Origin of the sequence: Chitinilyticum piscinae (assembly GCF_015223195.1) — a bacterium.
Lineage (GTDB): Bacteria > Pseudomonadota > Gammaproteobacteria > Burkholderiales > Chitinibacteraceae > Chitinilyticum > Chitinilyticum piscinae.
In genome coordinates this window covers 1-17407 of record NZ_JADFUA010000008.1, presented here as the reverse complement: position 1 = coordinate 17407, position 17407 = coordinate 1, and the positions used below count along the sequence as shown (strand labels likewise).

The 17407-nt window shown below is 58.3% G+C and carries 17 protein-coding genes and 1 tRNA gene; 12 read left to right on the top strand and 6 right to left on the bottom strand.

Features of this window, described 5'->3' with window-relative positions:
- Positions 1–12 precede the first annotated feature (12 nt).
- Together INR99_RS12875 and INR99_RS12870 are read right to left on the bottom strand one after the other, a co-directional pair.
- Positions 13–357, bottom strand: a complete 345-nt coding sequence (locus INR99_RS12875; RefSeq protein ID WP_194116759.1) for a YraN family protein — start codon at positions 355–357, stop codon at positions 13–15.
- Positions 354–1463: a penicillin-binding protein activator gene (locus tag INR99_RS12870; protein WP_194116757.1), complete on the bottom strand. Its 1110-nt coding sequence runs from the start codon at positions 1461–1463 to the stop codon at positions 354–356. Before INR99_RS12870 ends, INR99_RS12875 begins: the two co-directional genes overlap by 4 nt.
- Between INR99_RS12870 and rsmI the strand changes: the two genes are divergently transcribed.
- From rsmI to INR99_RS12850, 4 genes are all read left to right on the top strand, one after another.
- Positions 1458–2327 carry a 16S rRNA (cytidine(1402)-2'-O)-methyltransferase gene (gene rsmI / locus INR99_RS12865; RefSeq protein ID WP_308431494.1) on the top strand — a complete coding sequence of 290 codons (870 nt, stop codon included), beginning with the start codon at positions 1458–1460 and terminating at the stop codon, positions 2325–2327. The genes INR99_RS12870 and rsmI overlap by 6 nt on opposite strands.
- A 45-nt stretch (positions 2328–2372) precedes the next feature.
- A tRNA-Leu gene (locus tag INR99_RS12860) sits at positions 2373–2456 on the top strand.
- A gap of 168 nt (positions 2457–2624) precedes the next feature.
- On the top strand, positions 2625–3914 hold the full coding sequence (locus INR99_RS12855) for a DUF445 domain-containing protein (RefSeq protein WP_308431493.1): 1290 nt from the start codon (positions 2625–2627) through the stop codon (positions 3912–3914).
- A 98-nt stretch (positions 3915–4012) separates the two neighbouring features.
- Entirely contained in the window at positions 4013–5062 is a 1050-nt protein-coding gene (locus tag INR99_RS12850; RefSeq protein WP_194116754.1) for a GGDEF domain-containing protein, read from the top strand.
- A gap of 89 nt (positions 5063–5151) precedes the next feature.
- Here the strand turns inward: INR99_RS12850 and INR99_RS12845 are convergent, their stop codons facing one another.
- The gene (locus tag INR99_RS12845) at positions 5152–6426 is read right to left on the bottom strand and encodes an ABC transporter substrate-binding protein (RefSeq protein ID WP_194116753.1); all 1275 of its coding nucleotides are present in this window, start codon (positions 6424–6426) and stop codon (positions 5152–5154) included.
- Positions 6427–6686: 260 nt separating this feature from the next.
- Positions 6687–8219 (bottom strand): 23S rRNA (uracil(1939)-C(5))-methyltransferase RlmD, encoded by a 1533-nt coding sequence (rlmD, locus tag INR99_RS12840; RefSeq protein WP_194116752.1) that lies wholly within the window; start codon positions 8217–8219, stop codon positions 6687–6689.
- On the opposite strand from rlmD, the gene INR99_RS12835 reads away from it, so the two are divergent.
- The 4 genes from INR99_RS12835 (at position 8197) to INR99_RS12820 (ending at position 13093) form a co-directional block, all read left to right on the top strand.
- A complete protein-coding gene (locus INR99_RS12835) occupies positions 8197–8847 on the top strand; it encodes a putative pterin-binding protein (protein ID WP_194116751.1) in 651 nt (216 codons plus the stop codon). The genes rlmD and INR99_RS12835 overlap by 23 nt on opposite strands.
- A 22-nt stretch (positions 8848–8869) precedes the next feature.
- Entirely contained in the window at positions 8870–11038 is a 2169-nt protein-coding gene (locus INR99_RS12830; RefSeq protein ID WP_194116750.1) for an ATP-binding protein, read from the top strand.
- 78 nt (positions 11039–11116) lie between these two features.
- Positions 11117–12670 carry a beta-N-acetylhexosaminidase gene (gene nagZ / locus INR99_RS12825; protein WP_194116749.1) on the top strand — a complete coding sequence of 518 codons (1554 nt, stop codon included), beginning with the start codon at positions 11117–11119 and terminating at the stop codon, positions 12668–12670.
- A gap of 108 nt (positions 12671–12778) precedes the next feature.
- Positions 12779–13093 (top strand): hypothetical protein, encoded by a 315-nt coding sequence (locus INR99_RS12820; protein WP_228098308.1) that lies wholly within the window; start codon positions 12779–12781, stop codon positions 13091–13093.
- A 99-nt stretch (positions 13094–13192) separates the two neighbouring features.
- On the opposite strand, the gene INR99_RS12815 is transcribed toward INR99_RS12820, so the two are convergent.
- Positions 13193–14017 (bottom strand): HDOD domain-containing protein, encoded by an 825-nt coding sequence (locus INR99_RS12815; RefSeq protein ID WP_194116747.1) that lies wholly within the window; start codon positions 14015–14017, stop codon positions 13193–13195.
- Between the two features lie 191 nt (positions 14018–14208).
- Here INR99_RS12815 and INR99_RS12810 point away from each other — a divergent pair, with 191 nt between their 5' ends.
- Positions 14209–14694 (top strand): GNAT family N-acetyltransferase, encoded by a 486-nt coding sequence (locus tag INR99_RS12810; RefSeq protein WP_194116746.1) that lies wholly within the window; start codon positions 14209–14211, stop codon positions 14692–14694.
- A gap of 58 nt (positions 14695–14752) precedes the next feature.
- On the opposite strand, the gene INR99_RS12805 is transcribed toward INR99_RS12810, so the two are convergent.
- Positions 14753–14959: a DUF1289 domain-containing protein gene (locus tag INR99_RS12805; protein ID WP_194116745.1), complete on the bottom strand. Its 207-nt coding sequence runs from the start codon at positions 14957–14959 to the stop codon at positions 14753–14755.
- 192 nt (positions 14960–15151) lie between these two features.
- Between INR99_RS12805 and INR99_RS12800 the strand changes: the two genes are divergently transcribed.
- From INR99_RS12800 to INR99_RS12790, 3 genes are read left to right on the top strand one after another with little or no spacing between them, the layout of a single operon-like run.
- The gene (locus tag INR99_RS12800) at positions 15152–15970 is read left to right on the top strand and encodes a UDP-2,3-diacylglucosamine diphosphatase (RefSeq protein ID WP_194116744.1); all 819 of its coding nucleotides are present in this window, start codon (positions 15152–15154) and stop codon (positions 15968–15970) included.
- Positions 15967–17025 (top strand): glycosyltransferase family 4 protein, encoded by a 1059-nt coding sequence (locus INR99_RS12795; RefSeq protein WP_194116743.1) that lies wholly within the window; start codon positions 15967–15969, stop codon positions 17023–17025. The genes INR99_RS12800 and INR99_RS12795 overlap by 4 nt, the downstream gene beginning before the upstream one ends.
- A 39-nt stretch (positions 17026–17064) precedes the next feature.
- Positions 17065–17265, top strand: a complete 201-nt coding sequence (locus INR99_RS12790; protein ID WP_194116742.1) for a hypothetical protein — start codon at positions 17065–17067, stop codon at positions 17263–17265.
- The last annotated feature ends 142 nt before the right edge of the window (positions 17266–17407 follow it).

The following is a 17407-nucleotide window of genomic DNA, read 5'->3' as shown; positions in this document are numbered from 1 at the left end:
GCTGTTCCTTCGTTAACCTTCAGTGGCGTCCAGGCAGTTCTTCAGCCAGTTGACTGTCGTGCCTTCGATGCACAGGGCATCGAAGCGGCATGCTGGCGTGACACGCAGACTGCTCAGGTAAGTTTGTGCGGCGATCAGGAGTTTAGCGCGTTTTGCCTGACTGATGCTGGCTGCTGCACCGCCAAAGCGTGCCGACGCGCGGGCGCGAACTTCTACAAATACCAGTGTTTCCCCTTCACGGGCAATCAGGTCTATCTCGCCCCTGCGGCATTGCCAGTTCCGCTCGACAATCCGCAAGCCTTGTCTTTCGAGATAGCTTGCGGCCATGGCCTCGGCCAGCCGGCCGCGTTCGTTCATTGCCCGCTCGGTGTGGGGTTAGAGTCGGCGGGTTTGCTGGCCGGTAGCCTTCCGGGTACGGTGCGCAAGACCAGTTCACGCTGGATCTGGCCATTGTCCCCGACACTAAGCCAGCCGCTGACACCTTCCCACTCCTTTTCTCCGCTCTGCGTCGCGAGGGAAGCCGCAATGCGCCAGGCATCGATTCCCAGGGCATACAGTCGCTCCAGATCGGCGGATGGCGAGCGTTTGCGTTGGTAGGCCATAAAGGCATCGTGCTCTGGCGCGGCCAGCCAGGGCATGTCGAGGAAGCGAACGCCGGCTAGATCAACCGATGCCTTCAGCGTCCCGGTATCGATCTGGCTGGTCGCGTAGACAAGCCGGTCATTGCCCAGGTACGGGCGGATCAGACGGGCCTGTTTGGCCGTGGTAGCCAGTATGACGGCATCACAGTCGCGTGCTGCCAGTAATTCGGCTAGCGCGGAAGGTGTTGCAGCCGGCTCGGCAAGATCAATGACCTCGGGGGCATTGCCAGAGGTACGGGTCCAGTGGCTGGAGAAGCCTTGAACCATACGCGCAGCCAGAGAGCCTTCTCCTTGCAGCAGCACGGGTTTGTTCAATCCGCCTTCCTGAATCGTGCGGGCAAGTTGTGCGGCTTCCGCTTCGATCGAGAGGCTGAAGCTGTACAGACCCTTGCGAGGCAGGGTTGTGTCATCGAAGCTGTTCAGCGCCAGTATGGGTACATCCAGTTCGGCCATATCGGCCACATAATTTACGGCGGATTTGCTTAATGGTCCGATGATCGCGCGGGCCCCATCGGCTCTGGCTTTGTCCAGCTGCGCCAGTATTTCGGTTTCTGCGTCGCCGGTGTCATAGAGTCTAATCGTTGGAATGTCAGCATTTCCGTGTGCTTTTTCGGCGGCCACAATGCCTGCACGAATCTGCTCGGCTGCAGGGCGCAGGGATTTGCTTTTGATCGGCAGCAGCACCGCAATGCTTGCGGGCTGGTGGGCGACAGCGACGTCATCCTGGACCTTGTCTGCCGCGGTAGCCGTAATGGCTGCAGCACCGTATAGTACCGCCGCAGTGAATCGCAGACTGCGCAGTAGGAGGTTTCTGGCGTGCATGACGATACTTTTCTGGTGAGCAAGTGCTCATTATATGTGGTTGCCACGCCAATCGGGAATCGTGGGGATTTCACCTCGCGTGCGCTGGATGTGTTGCGGCAGGCTGATGTGATTGCCGCCGAGGATACCCGGGTCACCGGTTTGCTGCTCAAGCACTATGGCATCAGCACCCCAATGGTCAGCCTGCGCGAGCATAATGAGCGGGGCATGGCTGAAAAACTGGTGTCACGCATGCAAGCCGGCGAAGTGGTCGCACAGGTGTCTGATGCGGGCACCCCGGCCATTTCCGATCCGGGTGCGGTGCTGGTGGCGACGGCCCATGCCGCCGGAGTCCCCGTAGTGCCCATTCCCGGCGCATCTGCCCTGACCACCGCACTCAGCGCTGCTGGATTTACTGCGCCCCACGCGCTCTTTTATGGATTTCTGCAACCCAAAAGCGGTCAGCGCAAAGCGGAGCTGGCTCAACTGCAGGCCTTGCCCTTTCAGATCGTATTCTACGAGGCGCCGCACCGCATTCTTGAATGTCTGGCCGATCTGGTCGAGGTGCTGGGGCCTTCCCGCGAAGCGGTACTCTGCCGTGAGCTGACCAAAACCTTTGAAACGATCCGGCGCGGTTCGCTGGCCGAGCTGCATGCCTTTGTTGCCGCAGACAGTAACCAGCAGCGTGGCGAATGTGTTCTGGTTCTTGATGCGGCTGCGGCGCAGCCCAAGGCCGCCGGTGACGAATACGATTCGCTCCTGTTGCCACTGCTGGCCGAGCTGCCGCTCAAGCAGGCTGTGGCGCTTGCCGTACAGATCAGTAGCGCCCCCCGCAACCTGCTCTACGAGCGCGCCTTGCAGCTCAAAAAAGCCGGAGATACTTAAGCGCTTGTCAGCCGGGGAGTGGCAAGGCATAATGCCGCTCTTCGTGCCCGGGTGGCGAAATGGTAGACGCAGGGGATTCAAAATCCCCCGTAGAAATACGTGTCGGTTCGAGTCCGACCCCGGGCACCACCAAAATCAAGGTCTTGAGCGATTTTCGCCAAGGCCTTTTTTGTTGTCTGCCTATCTGTGCTGCATGCTTCTTGGCTGATTGCTGGCGCGGAAAGGTGGATTGGCAACGCTTGCCGAATGGCAAGTTCGCTTCTCGGCGTTCTTCGCTATAGTGGCGCAAGGAGGTGAGTGGCGTTGGTCGATCAGGCAGATCTGGATGACATGCAGTTAAAAGTGCGGCGCTTGCAGCGCGGGCGCCGGCTGGCACTCGGTTTGCTGCTTGCCGCAACCGTGCTGTTTGTGGTTGCCGCTTCGCTCAGGGGGGGTAATCCACTCTGGGGCTACGTGGCGGCATTTGCCGAAGCCGCGATGATTGGTGCTCTGGCAGACTGGTTTGCCGTCGTGGCACTTTTTCGCCATCCCATGGGCATTCCGCTGGCCCATACTGCGATTATTCCGCGCAACAAGAGCCGCATCGCCGAAAGCCTGGGCACGTTCATCACCAGCAATTTTCTTTCCACCGAGCGCGTGCTGAGCGCGGTGCGCGAATTCAATCCGGCGAGCCAGATGATGCGCTGGCTGGCCAAGCCACATGCGCAGCAGTGGCTCAATGAGTTGCTGTTTACCCTGCTGGGGCAGCTGTTGCTGGCTCTCAATGATCGTCGGGTCATGGCTTTTTTTGGTCACAGTGTTCAGCAACGGCTGCAGCAGCTGGATCTCTCCCCGCTGCTGGCATCACTCCTTGATGGCCTGGCTTACGGCAAGCGGCATCATCGCCTGTTGGAAGAGGTGCTGCGTGAGCTGGATCGGCAGCTTGATGACCCGGATATTCAGGAGCAGCTGGTTGGCGTGGTGGCCGCTGAAATGAATATTCTGCGCTATGTCAGCCTGGATCGTGCGGCGGCGCGCTACATCACCGAGAAGCTGGTGCATGGCGTGCAGCGGGAATTGCGTTCGGCCGGATCGGATCACCAGCATCGACTGCGCCAACGTCTGGATGGCTGGCTGGCCGAGCTGGCCAATCAGCTGCGGCATGATCCCGCGTTGCAGCAACGGCTGGCCCGAGCCCAGCATGAACTCCTGGTCCAGCCAGAGCTGGCCGCACAGTTGCATTCGCTTTGGCTGGGGGTGCTGGACTGGGTGGCTCAGGACATCCAGCAAGAGAATTCCAAGGTACGGCTGCAGCTGGAAGGGCTCACGGCGACGCTGGCAGTTCGGCTGCGCAGAGACCCGGCAATGCGTGCCTGGATCAACGAACAGGTCGAAGCAACCATTCCTGGTGCGCTGGCGCGCTGGCGTGAGCCCATTGCAGATTTTATCGCCCAGCAGGTCAAGGATTGGGATGACCGTACGATGGTTGAGCGGCTTGAGCTGAATATCGGCACAGATCTGCAATACATCCGCATCAATGGCACATTGGTCGGGGGGCTGATCGGTCTGCTTCTGTATGGCCTGGCCCAGTTGCTGCGCCTGTATTGACAGCGGATTGTTGAGCGCGGGCATCCTGTACAAAGCGCATCCGTCAGCCTAGTCTGCAGAGCAGGCTGTGTCACTGGCGGCAGCCACAGGACGGATGGATGCTGAATAATCGAACACTGGCCCCACAGGAGTTGGTGCAGTCCCTTGCCAATATCACCGGATTGCAAGATCGCGATGATCTTGCGGTGAGCATGTGTCTGACGGTGTACGAAATGCTGCCGGTGATGGCTATCCGCTTTTACCGCACCGTAGTGGCCGGCAATGGTACGGGGCTCGGATTACTCGTCGAGTTCGACGAGCACGGGGTCAGGCAGCATTCGCTGGCCGCTAGTTCAGGGCGAAGCTCTGCTCGCCCTGAAACCGATCCCTGGCTGCAGGGTGTACTGATGAGCGAAAGCGCACTTCATGTCGCGCCAGGTGGTGAGTGCCTGATCATGCATTTGCGCCGCAAGGGGGAGATTTATGCCTTGCTCGATATCCGGGTGCATGAAGGGCTGGAGCCTTCCGATCTGCGTCTGCTGCAGGGAATCGCCCGAATCTATGAAAACCATATCGCCCTGCTGGATTATGGCGAGACGGATACGCTGACCGGGCTGCTCAATCGCAAGACGCTTGAGCGCCAATATTTCAAAATCGTCACGGCATTGCAGAACTTGCCGGCGATTCAGTCGCAGGGCACTGGGCGCAGGCAGGATCAGGTGCCCGCACAGTACTTTCTTGCCGTATTCGATATAGATCACTTCAAACAGATCAATGACCGGCTTGGCCACCTTTTTGGTGATGAAGTACTGCTACTGGTCGCGCAATTGATGCGAAGCAGTTTCCGTAGTGATGATTGTTTGTTTCGCTATGGCGGCGAGGAGTTTGTGGTAATTCTTGGGCCGCAGAGTCGCGAGGGCGTAATGCTGGCGCTGGAGCGCTTCCGGGAGCAGGTCGAGCAGCATGATTTTCCGCAGATCGGCCGGGTGACGCTTAGTGGCGGCATTGCAGCAATCCAGCCATTCGAAGTGCTGAGCATGACGCTGGGTCGGGCCGATCAGGCGTTGTATGAAGCCAAGTCGTCGGGGCGCAACCGGATGGTGTTTTCCGAGCCTCCGCCTGCGGCGGATGCTTCAGGTTCCGCCGGGGATGATACCATTTTCTTCTAGTGAGCCAGCCTGACGAGGTTATCGTCAGGCTGGGGGTATGCAATCTCAGCCCTTCTGCATTAGAGCGTTCATACCCATACCCTTGAAGATTACTTCTTGCTCAGACGCTTGTTCCAGTCTGCCGCGGCCGCATCGAGCGCCGCTTTTACCGGTTTGCGGCCGGTGATGGCCAGCTGCATTTCGTCGTTGAATTTGCGCATCATGGTGGTTTCATCCGGCAGGATGCCCGGCTCCATCATCACGGTCTTGGCACCTGCCATCGAGCCAGCGGCCACGGCGCGGGCTTTTTCGACGGGATCCTTGCTGGCGGTACCCGCGGTGAAGAAGCTATCCTTCGCAGCCTGTTTGGTCGACGGGAAGGTGGTGCTGGTCGCCTTCGAGAAACCCAACTGGTTCGTGTCGTTGGTCAGGAACATGCCCAGCTTGCCGGCTGCTTCCGGATTTTTCACGCCCTTCGGGATGACATAGGCCATCAGCCAGCCACCCCATGCCATTTCACCGGCTGCGGTCGGAAATGCCGCGATGTCGGTCTTCGCATAGGTACCCTTCGCGTCATTCTGCGTGCGCTTCAGCGCTTGAGGTGCCGTGGTCATCATGGCCAGCTTGCCAGCATTGAAGGCCGCGATTTCCTGTTCAAATTCAACCTTGAATACGTCCTTGGGCATGACGCCTTCCTTGTAGAGGTCGGCAAATTGCTGAACCATTGCCACGTGCTGCGGCGAGTTGAATACCGCCTTGCCATCCTTGATGACCGGCAGTCCGGCGTAATAGAACCAGCCGATGACGCCGCCGCCACTACCCGGGGCCAGTTTCGGCACAAAAGCCGGAACCCCGGTTTTCTGCTTGACGGTTCGTGCTTGGCTAACCAGTTCATCAAAGCTCTTGGGCTGGCCGTTTACGCCAGCTTTGCCGAACAGTTCGGTGTTGTAGGCAATAACCGAAACCGAGTTGTACCAAGGGAAGGCATATACCTTGCCGTTGACCGTCACGTCCTTGATGGCATTGGTTTCATACTTGGCCTTGTCGGCGCCCATATAGGCATCAACCGGCAGGATGTTGCCCTGACGAGCAAAATCGTGTGTCCAGGGAACGTTGAAGTTCACCAGTGCCGGCGGGTTGCCAGCGGCCAGAGCCGCGATCAGCTTCGGCTGGATCTGGTCCCAGTTCATGTCGACCCATACGGCTTCCAGACCCGGGTTCTGCTTGTTGAAGTCAGCAGTGAGTTTGGTGAAGTAGTCCTTGAAGGTTGGTGCCATATTCATGGTCCAGTATTCGAGCTTTTCGGCTGCACTGGCCGGAACAGCGGTCAGGAAGCCCAGGCCCAGCAGTGCGCTGGCGAGCAGTTGGGGGCGAAAACGCGTCATGGTCGAACTCCTTGTTATTGGTGGAATTGAAAGCTTCCACGATGGATTGTTCTCCCCTTGACGACGGGGTGCGTGGCAGAAATGCCATGTGATCTGGTAAATGCATCATGGCATTTTTCAATCTATGCGCCGTGTCATTGCATGGGTATGGCTTATCATGCCTTGTTGATATTGGCTTGCGCGTCAATGCGGCTATGGGTATGTATGAAAGACGCATAAAAAACGGGGCCAGAGGCCCCGTCCGATGGCAGCGCTGAGTATTACTGCGTGTTGCTGCTGTCTTCGGCTTGGCGAGCCAGCCATTCCAGGCGGCGAGCTTCCTTTTCGGCGGCCTTGCGCACACGGTTGGCGGCCAGCTCGGCTTCCTTGTCCGCTTTGCGTTTGGCCTCGGCTGCGGCCTCCAGCTTGCGCGCTTCCTTGGCGGCCTGACGCGCGGCTTCTTCGCGCGCTTCCAGGGCCGCCAGTTCCTCGGCATTCAGTCCCGGGCCGGTTTTTTCGAACCAGGCGATGGATTCCACATGCGTGGTGTGCGGGAACATGTTCATGATCCCGGCGGATTTCATCGTGTAGCCCTTCACGTTCACCAGCACATTGGCATCACGTGCCAGCGTCGATGGATTACAGGACACATACACGATACGTTTGGGGCCATTTACGGGGTCGATGGCCTTGACCAGCTCGATGGCGCCGTCGCGCGGCGGGTCGATCAGCATCTTGTCGAAATGGCCGAGCTGGTTCAGCCAGTCTGGGGTCATCTCGAACAGATTGGCGACCTTGAAATCAACCTTGTTTCTGAGCTTATTGTGTTCCGCGCTCTGGAAGGCGCGCTCGACCAGTTGCTGGCTGCCTTCCATGCCGAGAACTTTCGCGCCGCGCTTGGCGATCGGCAGCGTGAAGTTGCCCAGGCCGCAGAACATGTCGGCAATGGTTTCGCCAGGCTGCGGGTCGAGCATATTGATCGCGCGCTCGACCATGACGCGATTCAATTGATGATTCACCTGCGTGAATTCGGTCGGCTTGAACGGCATTTCGATGCCGAATTCCGGCAGTTCGTAGGAAAGCTGCGGTGCGTCGAGCGGGTAGAGCGGGTAGGCGGTATCCGGCCCCTTGGGCTGCAGCCAGATCTGCACCTGCCACTCGTCCGCGTAGGCTTTCAGGATCGCTTCATCGGCCGGCGTGATGGCTTCCATATTGCGGAACACCAGCACGGTGACCTTGCTGCCAACGGCCACTTCGATTTGCGGCATGCGGTCGAAAATCGACAACTTGCTGACCAGCTCGCGCATGGCCGGCAATTGTTTCGCGACATGCGGCACCAGGATGTGGCACTCGGTCATGTCGGCGATGTAGGACGAGCGCTTCTCGTGGAAACCAACCAGCATGCCGCCCTTCTTGGCGACATGGCGCACCGACAGGCGTGCACGGTGGCGGTAACCCCAGGGGCTGCCATAGATCGGCGGCAGCGAGACTTCGGCCGAGACATTGCCGATGCGCTGGAGGTTGTCTTCCAGTACGCGCTGCTTGGCGGCAACCTGCGCGTTGAATTCCATGTGTTGCAGCGAACAGCCACCGCAAATGTCAAAATGCGGGCATTTCGGCGTGACGCGCATGAAGCTTTCTTTATGGATGGCTGTTGCCTGCGCGTTTTCGAAATTGGGCTTCTTGCGGTAGCTGGAGAAACTGACCGTTTCAAAAGGCAGTGCACCGTCGATGAAAATGGTTTTGCCTTCATATCGGGCAATGCCGTGACCTTCGTGGTCCAGTGATTCGATGGTAGCGATCTTGTCAGCCATGGTGGGAAATGCTTCGAGCGAAAACAGCGCATTATACGCATGCCGGCGCATCATCGCTTGCGCAATGCCCGGTGGCTGGCAACAATACAGCAAACAAGAAAATCACATTAATTCAATGCTGGAGATTCATGTGCGTATCCGTTCCATTTTGCTTGGCCTTTCCCTGACCCTCTTGCCGCTCCTGAGTGCGCACGCACTGGAAAAACCTCGCGGTGAGGTTTTGCTGACTGTGAGTGGTACGCTCGGTGTGACCAATGATGGTGAGAAGGCCGTATTTGACCGTGCAATGCTGGAGAAGCTGCCTCAGTACAAATACACCGTCGTCGTGCCATGGTTCAGTGGCCCGCAGGTGTTCGAAGGCCCCCTGCTGGCAGATGTTCTGGCAGCAGCCAAAGCGAAAGGTAGTCAGCTGACGTTCAAGGCGCTCAACGATTACATGATTGGCATGCCGCTGGAAGACGCAAAGGCCAATGCCGCCATTCTTGCCATGAAACACAATGGCGAGGTAATGACACCCCGGAACAAGGGCCCCTTGTTTGTGATGTTTCCCTTCGAGCGCGCCGAGTTGCGCAAATCGGAGTTCTATCAGCGTTGCGTCTGGCAGCTGGCTTCGATTGACGTGAAGTAGGGCGGCCTAATCAGGCGATATCGTGAATTTTCTTCTTCATCACTTGCGCTGGGTTGCCCTGACAGTCATCACCTGTCTCGGGTTGGCGTTGTTTTCGGTGTTGCAGCTGGAAGTCCAGCAGCGCAGTGAGTTGTCCCGCGTCACCGAGTTTGCCGTCGAGAATCAGCTCTGGCAGTTCTTCCAGTTGCGTTCGGAATATCAGAGTCTGCGGGAAGAGGTGCTCAAATTGCGCCAGCAGCGATCCCCGGAGCAATATCAGCTGGTCCGGCGCTGGCAGGATATTTTCGTTGGCCGCATCAATATGCTGCGCGACCAGGCTTTCACCGAAATCTATCGGGATGCACCGGAAATGGAGGCCCGACTGGAGCAGCTGTCGCGGCGAGCCGAGGCGGTCGATGCCCATGTGGCTGCGATGGAGCGACCGCAGGGCCCGGAGCGCCTGCAGAAGGCTGTGTTTGCCTTGCAGGAGGACGTGAATTTCATCGTGCAGGAAGCGCGCACCCAGTTTGTCGAACACAATTCCGTGCGCAAGCAGCGAATTGATGAGATGGCAGGCAGCCGCATCGTCTTGTCCGTACTTGAATTCACCTTGCTCTGCGTTTTTGCCGCTTTCATGTTCTGGGCACTCTGGCGGCTTGAGCAGCGGCAGGAAGTGCAGGAAGGCCTGTCCCGCCAGCTGGGTGAGGCGTTGCTGGCGGCAGAGTCCGCCAACGATGCCAAAGGCCGCTTCTTGGCGCATGTCAGTCATGAAATCCGCACACCGCTGACCGCGATTCTTGGCTATGGCCAGCGCCTGCGCGAGTCGGGAGGGTTGGCTCCGCGGCAGCAGCAATGGCTGGAGCGCATTGCCAGTAGTGGCGAGTATCTGCAAAACCTGCTGAACAATGTACTGGAGCTAAGCCGCATCGAAGCCGGCAAGGCCGAGTTGCAGCAGGGCGCACTTTCGATGTCGCAACTTACTCGTGAACTGGATGCCTTGTTCCGCGAACAGGCAAGACGCAAGGGCTTGTATCTGGAGTTGCGCGTGGACCCGGGTGTCGATGATGTGCTGATTCTGGATACCGGCAAGATAAGACAGATTCTGGTCAATCTGATCGGAAATGCGATCAAGATGACGATGCAGGGGGGGGTGCATGTCAGCTTCTGGCAGACGCTTGACGCCAAAAGCAACCCCTGGCTGCATGCGGCGGTTCGTGACACCGGGCCGGGCATTCCCCCCGAGGCGGCACAGCGGGTTTTCCGTCCGTTCGAGCAATCCCTGGATGGCAAGCGTGCCGGCGGCTCGGGACTGGGTCTGGCGATCAGTCGCGAATTTGCCGAGCTGATGGGCGGAACACTGCATTTCGACAGCAAGCTGGGGGCTGGAACCAGTTTCTTCCTGCAGTTACCTGTCCGGCACAATACGCAGGAGGGTGGGCAATCTGAACCGTCGTGCAGTTCTACGCTTACCGGGTTGCATATTCTGATTGTCGATGACCAGGAAATGAATCTGGATCTGCTGGATGATCTGCTTCAGCGAGCTGGAGCGACGGCGGCACAGGAGCTGGATGGCTATGCCGCACTGTCACGGATGCTGACAGAGGGATTTGACGCGGTGATCGTCGATTATCACATGCCGCTGATGAATGGGCTTCAGCTTGCGCGGGCACTGCGTGCGCGGGAATTTTCGGGGCGAATCATTCTCAGTACGGCGGGAATGTTCCCTGAGGCTGATGTGATGGAAAAGGCCGGGATTGATGGCGCAATTGGGAAGCCGTTTGTTCGCGAGCAGATTCTGGCCGCGCTAGCACCAGAAAAGCGCGAACAGCCGAGTGCCTTGTTAGCGCCAGTTGCGCCGGGGAACGAATTGCAGGTTGCTGATACCCGGCCGCTTTGGTCACTTACCCCTGCTGCCAATGCCCTTGGATATGCGCCTGCACGTTTTCTTGGGCTGGCTGAACGGGGGTTGCAGCGTATCGGTGATCTGCTACAAAGTTGGCCGCAGGCCAGTGCGGAAGGGGACCGGCATCGTTTGGCACATACCTGCAAGGGTATTGCGGGGCAGGTCGGCGCATTGGCGTTGCAACAGGCGTGCCTGGCGCTGGAGCAGGAGCCGGAGGACTCCGGCCGTTTTGCAGAATGCATGGATTGCTGGCAGCGCTCCCGCGAAGCATGGCCTCGCGCCAGCGAGGAATGGCGAAGCGGGAGCTAATCCGCCACTGCGCGCTGCGGTGCTGCTCCGCTATACTGGCGCGCCGCACGCGATGTGCGCAGATGAGCGGAGCAGTCGATGAAGATTACAGCGCTGACGCTGTCGCAGAAAATTGGCCAGTTGCTGATGGTTGGCTTTGATGGCCTGGAGCCGGATGCGCAGATTGAGAGTCTCCTGGACCAGTTACAGGTTGGCGGTGTCATCCTGTTCAGGCGGAATGTGTCTGATCCGGCGCAGGTCGCATCGCTAACTCGCAGCTTGCAGCAGCGCAATGCGCTGAGCAGTGCGCTTCCGCTGATGATTGCCATTGACCAGGAAGGGGGCATGGTAGCTCGTCTGGAGCAGGGGCTGACCCCGCTGCCTTCGGCTCAGGCTCTGGCCGCGACCGGCGAGCTGGCTGCCGTGCGTGAGCTGACGTGCATCGCCAATCGTGAGCTGAAGCAGATGGGCATCAATGTCAATTTTGCGCCTGTGCTGGACGTCAACAACAACCCCCGCAATCCGGTCATCGGTGTCCGTGCTTTTGGAGACTCTGTCGAGACCGTATCCAGATACGGCCTGGCGGCATTGCGTGCGGTCAATGAGGCCGGTGTCGTTCCGGTGATCAAGCATTTTCCGGGTCACGGGGATACCGAAGTTGATTCGCATCTTGGTTTGCCTTCCGTACCGCATGGACGGGAGCGTCTCGATGCCGTCGAACTCGCACCGTTCCGGGCCGCGCTTGCGGCAGGGGCGCCGGCGGTGATGAGTGCGCATGTAGTGTTTCCGGCTATCGAAGCCGATCGTGATACGCCGTCCACTTGTTCGGCTGCCGTGCTGAATGGCCTGTTGCGGCGTGAACTGGGATTCGACGGCGTCATCTTTACCGACTGCTTGGAAATGGACGCGATTGCTGCCGGAATGGGGGTCGTCCAGGGGGCGCTGGCGGCTTTCCGTGCCGGAGCGGACATCTTGTTGGTTTCTCATCGACTGGATCGCCAGCGCGCGGTGCATGCGGCCTTGCTGGAGGCCGTGCTTTCGGGCGAGATCTCCGAAGCGCGTGTCGATCAGTCGCTTGCTCGCATACTGCGTCTCAAGGAGGCATATCGTATGGCGCAATGGTCTCTGCCGGAGGCAGTAGTGCCTGATATTCTGGCAAGCGCTGACTCACTGGCACTCTCTGCCCGGTTGCATGCGGCCGCGCTGCATTGGGAAGGGGGTGTCGCACGGCTTGATCCGCAGTTCGCTGCGCTGGTGGTGCAATGCGAAGTGCGGCAGCGTACCGAGATGGATGAAACTGAAACGCGTGATGGTTCGCTGGCTGCGCAGTTGCGGGAGGCGGGCATGCCCGTGCGAGCGGTTTATCTGCCACTGGTGCCGGAGCAGGAGGATATCGAAACGGTTCTTCGGCTTAGCGATGATTTTGCCCAGGTCATCGTTGTGAGTTACAACGCCATGCTGCACCCGCGGCAGCGGCAATTACTTAATGAATTGTCCAGGCGGGCCGCCGCGCGAACCTGGCTGGTTGCCGGGCGCATTGCCGGAGATCTGGCGGAGTGGCCGATGCTGCGTGGACGCCTGACTTGCTATGCCAATCGGCCAGCTGCCCTGCGCGCGGTAGCCGCAGGGTTGCTTGGCTGGAACGCGGCATGACTGTGAAATGCCACGCTCGGATCGGCTGTTGTTGCAGGTATAATCCCTGCTGACAAGCTGGTCAGCTAACTACACAGAGACAGGCGCAAAGGAAAAGCAATGCAGGGGATGAAACGTGGGCTGGTTTTGCTCGCAGGCATGGCGCTGTTGATGACGCAAATGTCGGTGCGAGCCGAAGATGCACCATTACCTTTTGACGAACCGGCAGCGGCGACCCCGTTACCCAAGAAAAAATCAGCGCAGGCTGCGCCCGTAGTGCAAACGCGCGAGGCCAAGCGCTCTACTGCCAAGGGTAAAAGCAAAGCCGTGCGCCAGCCCGGCCGCAAGGGAAGTGTCGCCAAGTCCGGTGCGCAAAAGTCGCCCAAATCGGCTTCTGCCGGCAGCAAAAAAGTCAGCAAGCCGGCGAAATCACGCGGGCGCTAATCGGGGTGTCTGGTTGCAAGCCATATCCAGTATCGGCTTTGGCTATATACCCAATAAAAACGGCAGCGCTTGCTGCCGTTTTTATTGGGATGTGCGAGTCTAGAGCAAATCATCCACTGCCAGGCAGATTTCGCGCCCTTGCTCCAGATTGGCCAGCAACTTGTCACGATTGATGTTCAATAGTTGCAGCATGTTGTCCGGCAATGCCTCGGCGCACTGTTCGGCAGTACTGTTGTGGGTGAATTGGTGAACCACGAGCTCGGCCAAGGCAATCAATCCTGCATAGGGCTCGAAGGGCGTGTGTGCGGCCGGATTGCGCTGCTGGCGGATGGCGCGCTGGATATCGGCGGGGAAGTGCCAGCGTTTGGCGAGCTCTTCGCCCACCTGGGTCAGATCCAGGCCCAGTTCCATGCTTTCCAGCTGGATGCGGTCCGCACCGCCTTCGACCAGCCGATCGATTTTCAGTGCTTGCCCCGGAAAGGCAACATGGATCAGCAGCTCGCCGATATTGGCCAGCAAGCCGCTGGTATACGCCTGATTGCCATCCAGCCCCGCGTACTTCGCCAGCCACTTGCAGGTATTGGCAACCTCAAAGCTGTGGCGCCAGAAGGCTTGCCGGTCGAAGGTATCGTTGGGTACCTGAATGGATGATACGCCGGATGCAATAACCAGTACCCGCAGGGCATCAAACCCGAGACGGACTACTGCGTCATCAATGGTCTTGACCGAGGAGCCCGCGCTAAATTTGGCGCTGTTGGCCATGCGCAGAACTTTGGCAGTAATGACTTGATCGTGCGAAACCTTGCGGGCGATCTCGTCGATGTCGGTGTCTTCTTTTTCGAAGCTGGCGATCAGTTCCTGCACGACTTTGGGAACGCTGGGCAATTTTGCGGCAGCGCGGTCGAATACTTCAGCTAGATCCATGGTGTCGTCTCCCTTGCACTTTGGTTATGTCTGACAGCTGCGCTTTCATGCTAGGAAGGCTTTGCCCTAAACACCAAGCAAGAAATGCATCTTTGCGCGGTTTGCCCGAATCCGGGAGGGCGTTAGACTATATCGCGTAGCGCATCGCCGCTTGGGCAATGCGACGTTGATACGCAGGTGGTGGAGATCGCATGACGATTGCCGTGATCGGCAAGGCGGACTGGACGGAAGTACATGCCGTACAGCTTCAGGCCTACCCTGTTGAATTGCATGAATCGGTGGTGGTTCTGGCTGACAAGCAGCGACTGGGTCCGGATAGTTGCTGGTGCTGGCGCGAACAGGGCGGGGTATTGGGCTATCTGCTGGCCCATCCTTGGGCGGGCGACGCTCCGCCGGCTTGGGGCCTCGGTGGGCAGCAGTTCACGGGTGAACCAGATCAATTGTTTTTACATGATATGGCGATCTTGCCGGCGCAGCGTGGCAAGGGAATTGCTGCCGCCTTGCTGGGGCAGGCCAGTCGCTGGGCACTGCTGCAAGGTATTGGGCACTTGCGCCTCGTTGCCGTGATGGGAGCGCATAGCTACTGGGAAAGACAGGGCTTTGCCGAAGTAAGGGGGGCGCCCCCACTTCCGGCTTACTATGGGGAAGAGGCTGTACTGATGGGGAAGGCCGTATAGGGCGGGTATTGACCTTTATGTCATGTCGGGCATGCCTTTTCGGCTGATACCGGTAAGCCTATCTGCGCAGCCAAGGCGGTTCACAGCCTTGTTTTGCCCAGAAAGCCTCCAGTCGCTGCCAGATCGGCTCGCGGGCTGCCTCGTCCAGCGTTACCCACATTGCCACTTCCTGACTGCTGCGCCCGCAGCCGCGGCAGACTTCGTCACCCAGCGCCGTCGAGCAGACCGCGATGCAGGGGGTGTCGGGGCGCGAGGAGTGCTTCATGAATCTGCTGCCGGTAATAAATAAACCCCGAACCATAACACAGCCTGCCGAACCAGGTGGTGTTGTGCCGCTGTGTGGTGGTATGTCATTGATTTGACTTGATAACGTCACGCCGTATACACGAAACCGTCACCGATCTGTCATTGCTGTCACGCAAGATGCTTGGAAATGCAGCCAAGACAGGAGCCTTGAATGGGTGATGAGCCGCGACTGAAGTTTCGCAGCATCTGGATCTCAGATTTGCATCTGGGGACGGCTGGGTGTCAGGCCGATTATCTGCTCGACTTTCTGAAGCATACCGATGCCGAGCATTTGTACCTGGTTGGCGACATCATCGACGGGTGGGCGCTCAAGCGATCCTGGTACTGGCACCAGCGACACAACGACGTGATCCAGAAAATCCTGCGCAAGGCCCGCAAGGGGTGCAAGGTCACCTTCATACCCGGCAATCATGATGAAGCAGCTCGGCAGTTTCTGGGGCTAATGTTCGGTGAAATCCGCATTGAAGATGAAATTGTCCACACCACTGCGGATGGTCGTCGTTTTCTGGTGCTTCACGGCGATCGTTTTGACGGCGTGGTGCAGTGTGCGAAATGGCTGGCCGTGGTGGGTGACCGACTGTATGGCATCACGCTCAAACTCAATCAATGGTTCAACCAGTTACGGGCCCGAATGGGTCTGGGCTACTGGTCCTTGTCCCAGTACCTGAAGCATAAGGTCAAGTCGGCAGTGAATTTCGTCAGTGATTTCGAAGAAGCCGTGGCCGCTGAGGCGCGCCAGCGCGGACTGGATGGCGTGATCTGCGGGCATATCCATAAAGCAGAGCTGCGCGAGATCGACGGCATTCTCTACTGCAACGATGGTGACTGGGTGGAAAGCCTAACCGCACTGGTCGAGTTGCCATCCGGAGAGCTGCGCATTCTGGGTTGGCAGAAGACCTTTGCGGAGCAACAGCAGGAATTGCAGCACCTCATGATGATCGATAACCCCACCAAGGAATATGTGCAATGAAAGTACTGATCGTAACGGATGCCTGGGAGCCACAGGTTAACGGCGTGGTCCGCACCCTCAAGCAGACCCGGCTGGAATTGCAAAAGGCTGGACATGAGGTTGAAGTGGTTTCACCCCTGGAATTCAGGACTATTCCGTGTCCTACCTATCCGGAAATCCACTTGTCGCTATTCCCGGGGCGCAAACTGCGCGAGCGCATTGATGCGTTTGCCCCCGATGCCATCCACATTGCAACCGAAGGGCCGCTGGGTTTGGCTGCGCGCAAATATTGCAAGCGCAAGGGGCTGCCATTTACCACTGCGTACCACTCGCGCTTTCCGGAATATGTGCAACTGCGCTTTGGCATTCCGCTGAGTTGGACTTATCGCTTCCTGGCCGGTTTTCATAATGACGCCTGTGCAGTGATGGCGCCGACCCGCGTGGTGGTCAGTGATCTGGAGGCGCGAGGCTTTAAGAATGTAGTGATGTGGTCCCGCGGAGTAGATTTGGAAATCTTCAAGCCGGGCGCCCGTGACCGCTTGCAAACGCGCCGGCCGATCTTTGTTTATGTTGGGCGTGTGGCTGTTGAAAAGAATGTTGAGGCATTTTTAGAACTTGATCTGCCTGGGTCGAAGTGGGTCTGTGGTGATGGCCCAGCTGCGGCATCACTGAAGGCCAAATATGGTACCGAGCAAGGGGTGAGCTGGCTCGGCGTGCTGAACCAGCAAGAGCTGGCTCAGGTATATAACGCTGCCGATGTGTTTGTTTTCCCGTCCAAAACGGATACCTTCGGACTGGTGCTGCTGGAGGCAATGGGGTGCGGCTGTCCGGTGGCAGCCTATCCAGTTACCGGGCCGATTGATGTCATCGGCACTGATGGGCCGGGTGCGTTACGGGATGATCTGCGCCAGGCTTGTCTTGATGCCCTCAAAATTGATCGTGCCGAAGTGCGCCGGTTTGCCGAGCGCTACTCATGGGCGGCGGCATCACGGCAGTTCCTTTCGCACCTGCATCCGTTTACCGATAGCGCACAGGCGGAGTTGCAGCTGGCTATGCAGGGTAGTGCTGGCGAATAGCGGTATACGACTACCCGAAAACGCCATCTGCTCGCACGGATGGCGTTTTTTATTGGTAATGAGAACTGTGAAAAGCGCAATCCTAGGGGTATTGCCCTGGGGGTGGCGGTTGTAGATAAGACTGGCGATATACTGATCTGGGTATTTGTGGTGGCGGCGCTGACGATTGACTGGTTTTGTGTGTATTACAAAACAACGACTTATCGACTTGGCGCGCAAAATTGTCGGGCGGGGTGTTGACGCTTCGAGGGTTGGGCCGTATAGTTCGGCCTCTCTGCTGCTGACGCAGCGAAACAAACGAAGCGAAACGACGAGTTTAGCGAGTTTGGCGGCGTCAGGGCAACGATCTTTAACAAATTACAGCCGATGAGTGTGAGTGCTT

Coding starts and splice junctions, on each gene's coding strand:
- INR99_RS12870 (WP_194116757.1), bottom strand. CDS start 1,463: ATGCACGCCAGAAACCTCCTACTGCGCAGTCTGCGATTCACTGCGGCG.
- INR99_RS12835 (WP_194116751.1), top strand. CDS start 8,197: ATGGTAGCGATCTTGTCAGCCATGGTGGGAAATGCTTCGAGCGAAAAC.
- INR99_RS12790 (WP_194116742.1), top strand. CDS start 17,065: ATGGCGTTTTTTATTGGTAATGAGAACTGTGAAAAGCGCAATCCTAGG.
- INR99_RS12795 (WP_194116743.1), top strand. CDS start 15,967: ATGAAAGTACTGATCGTAACGGATGCCTGGGAGCCACAGGTTAACGGC.
- nagZ (WP_194116749.1), top strand. CDS start 11,117: ATGAAGATTACAGCGCTGACGCTGTCGCAGAAAATTGGCCAGTTGCTG.
- INR99_RS12805 (WP_194116745.1), bottom strand. CDS start 14,959: ATGAAGCACTCCTCGCGCCCCGACACCCCCTGCATCGCGGTCTGCTCG.
- rlmD (WP_194116752.1), bottom strand. CDS start 8,219: ATGGCTGACAAGATCGCTACCATCGAATCACTGGACCACGAAGGTCAC.
- INR99_RS12815 (WP_194116747.1), bottom strand. CDS start 14,017: ATGGATCTAGCTGAAGTATTCGACCGCGCTGCCGCAAAATTGCCCAGC.
- INR99_RS12810 (WP_194116746.1), top strand. CDS start 14,209: ATGACGATTGCCGTGATCGGCAAGGCGGACTGGACGGAAGTACATGCC.
- INR99_RS12800 (WP_194116744.1), top strand. CDS start 15,152: ATGGGTGATGAGCCGCGACTGAAGTTTCGCAGCATCTGGATCTCAGAT.
- INR99_RS12820 (WP_228098308.1), top strand. CDS start 12,779: ATGAAACGTGGGCTGGTTTTGCTCGCAGGCATGGCGCTGTTGATGACG.
- INR99_RS12875 (WP_194116759.1), bottom strand. CDS start 357: ATGAACGAACGCGGCCGGCTGGCCGAGGCCATGGCCGCAAGCTATCTC.
- INR99_RS12850 (WP_194116754.1), top strand. CDS start 4,013: ATGCTGAATAATCGAACACTGGCCCCACAGGAGTTGGTGCAGTCCCTT.
- INR99_RS12845 (WP_194116753.1), bottom strand. CDS start 6,426: ATGACGCGTTTTCGCCCCCAACTGCTCGCCAGCGCACTGCTGGGCCTG.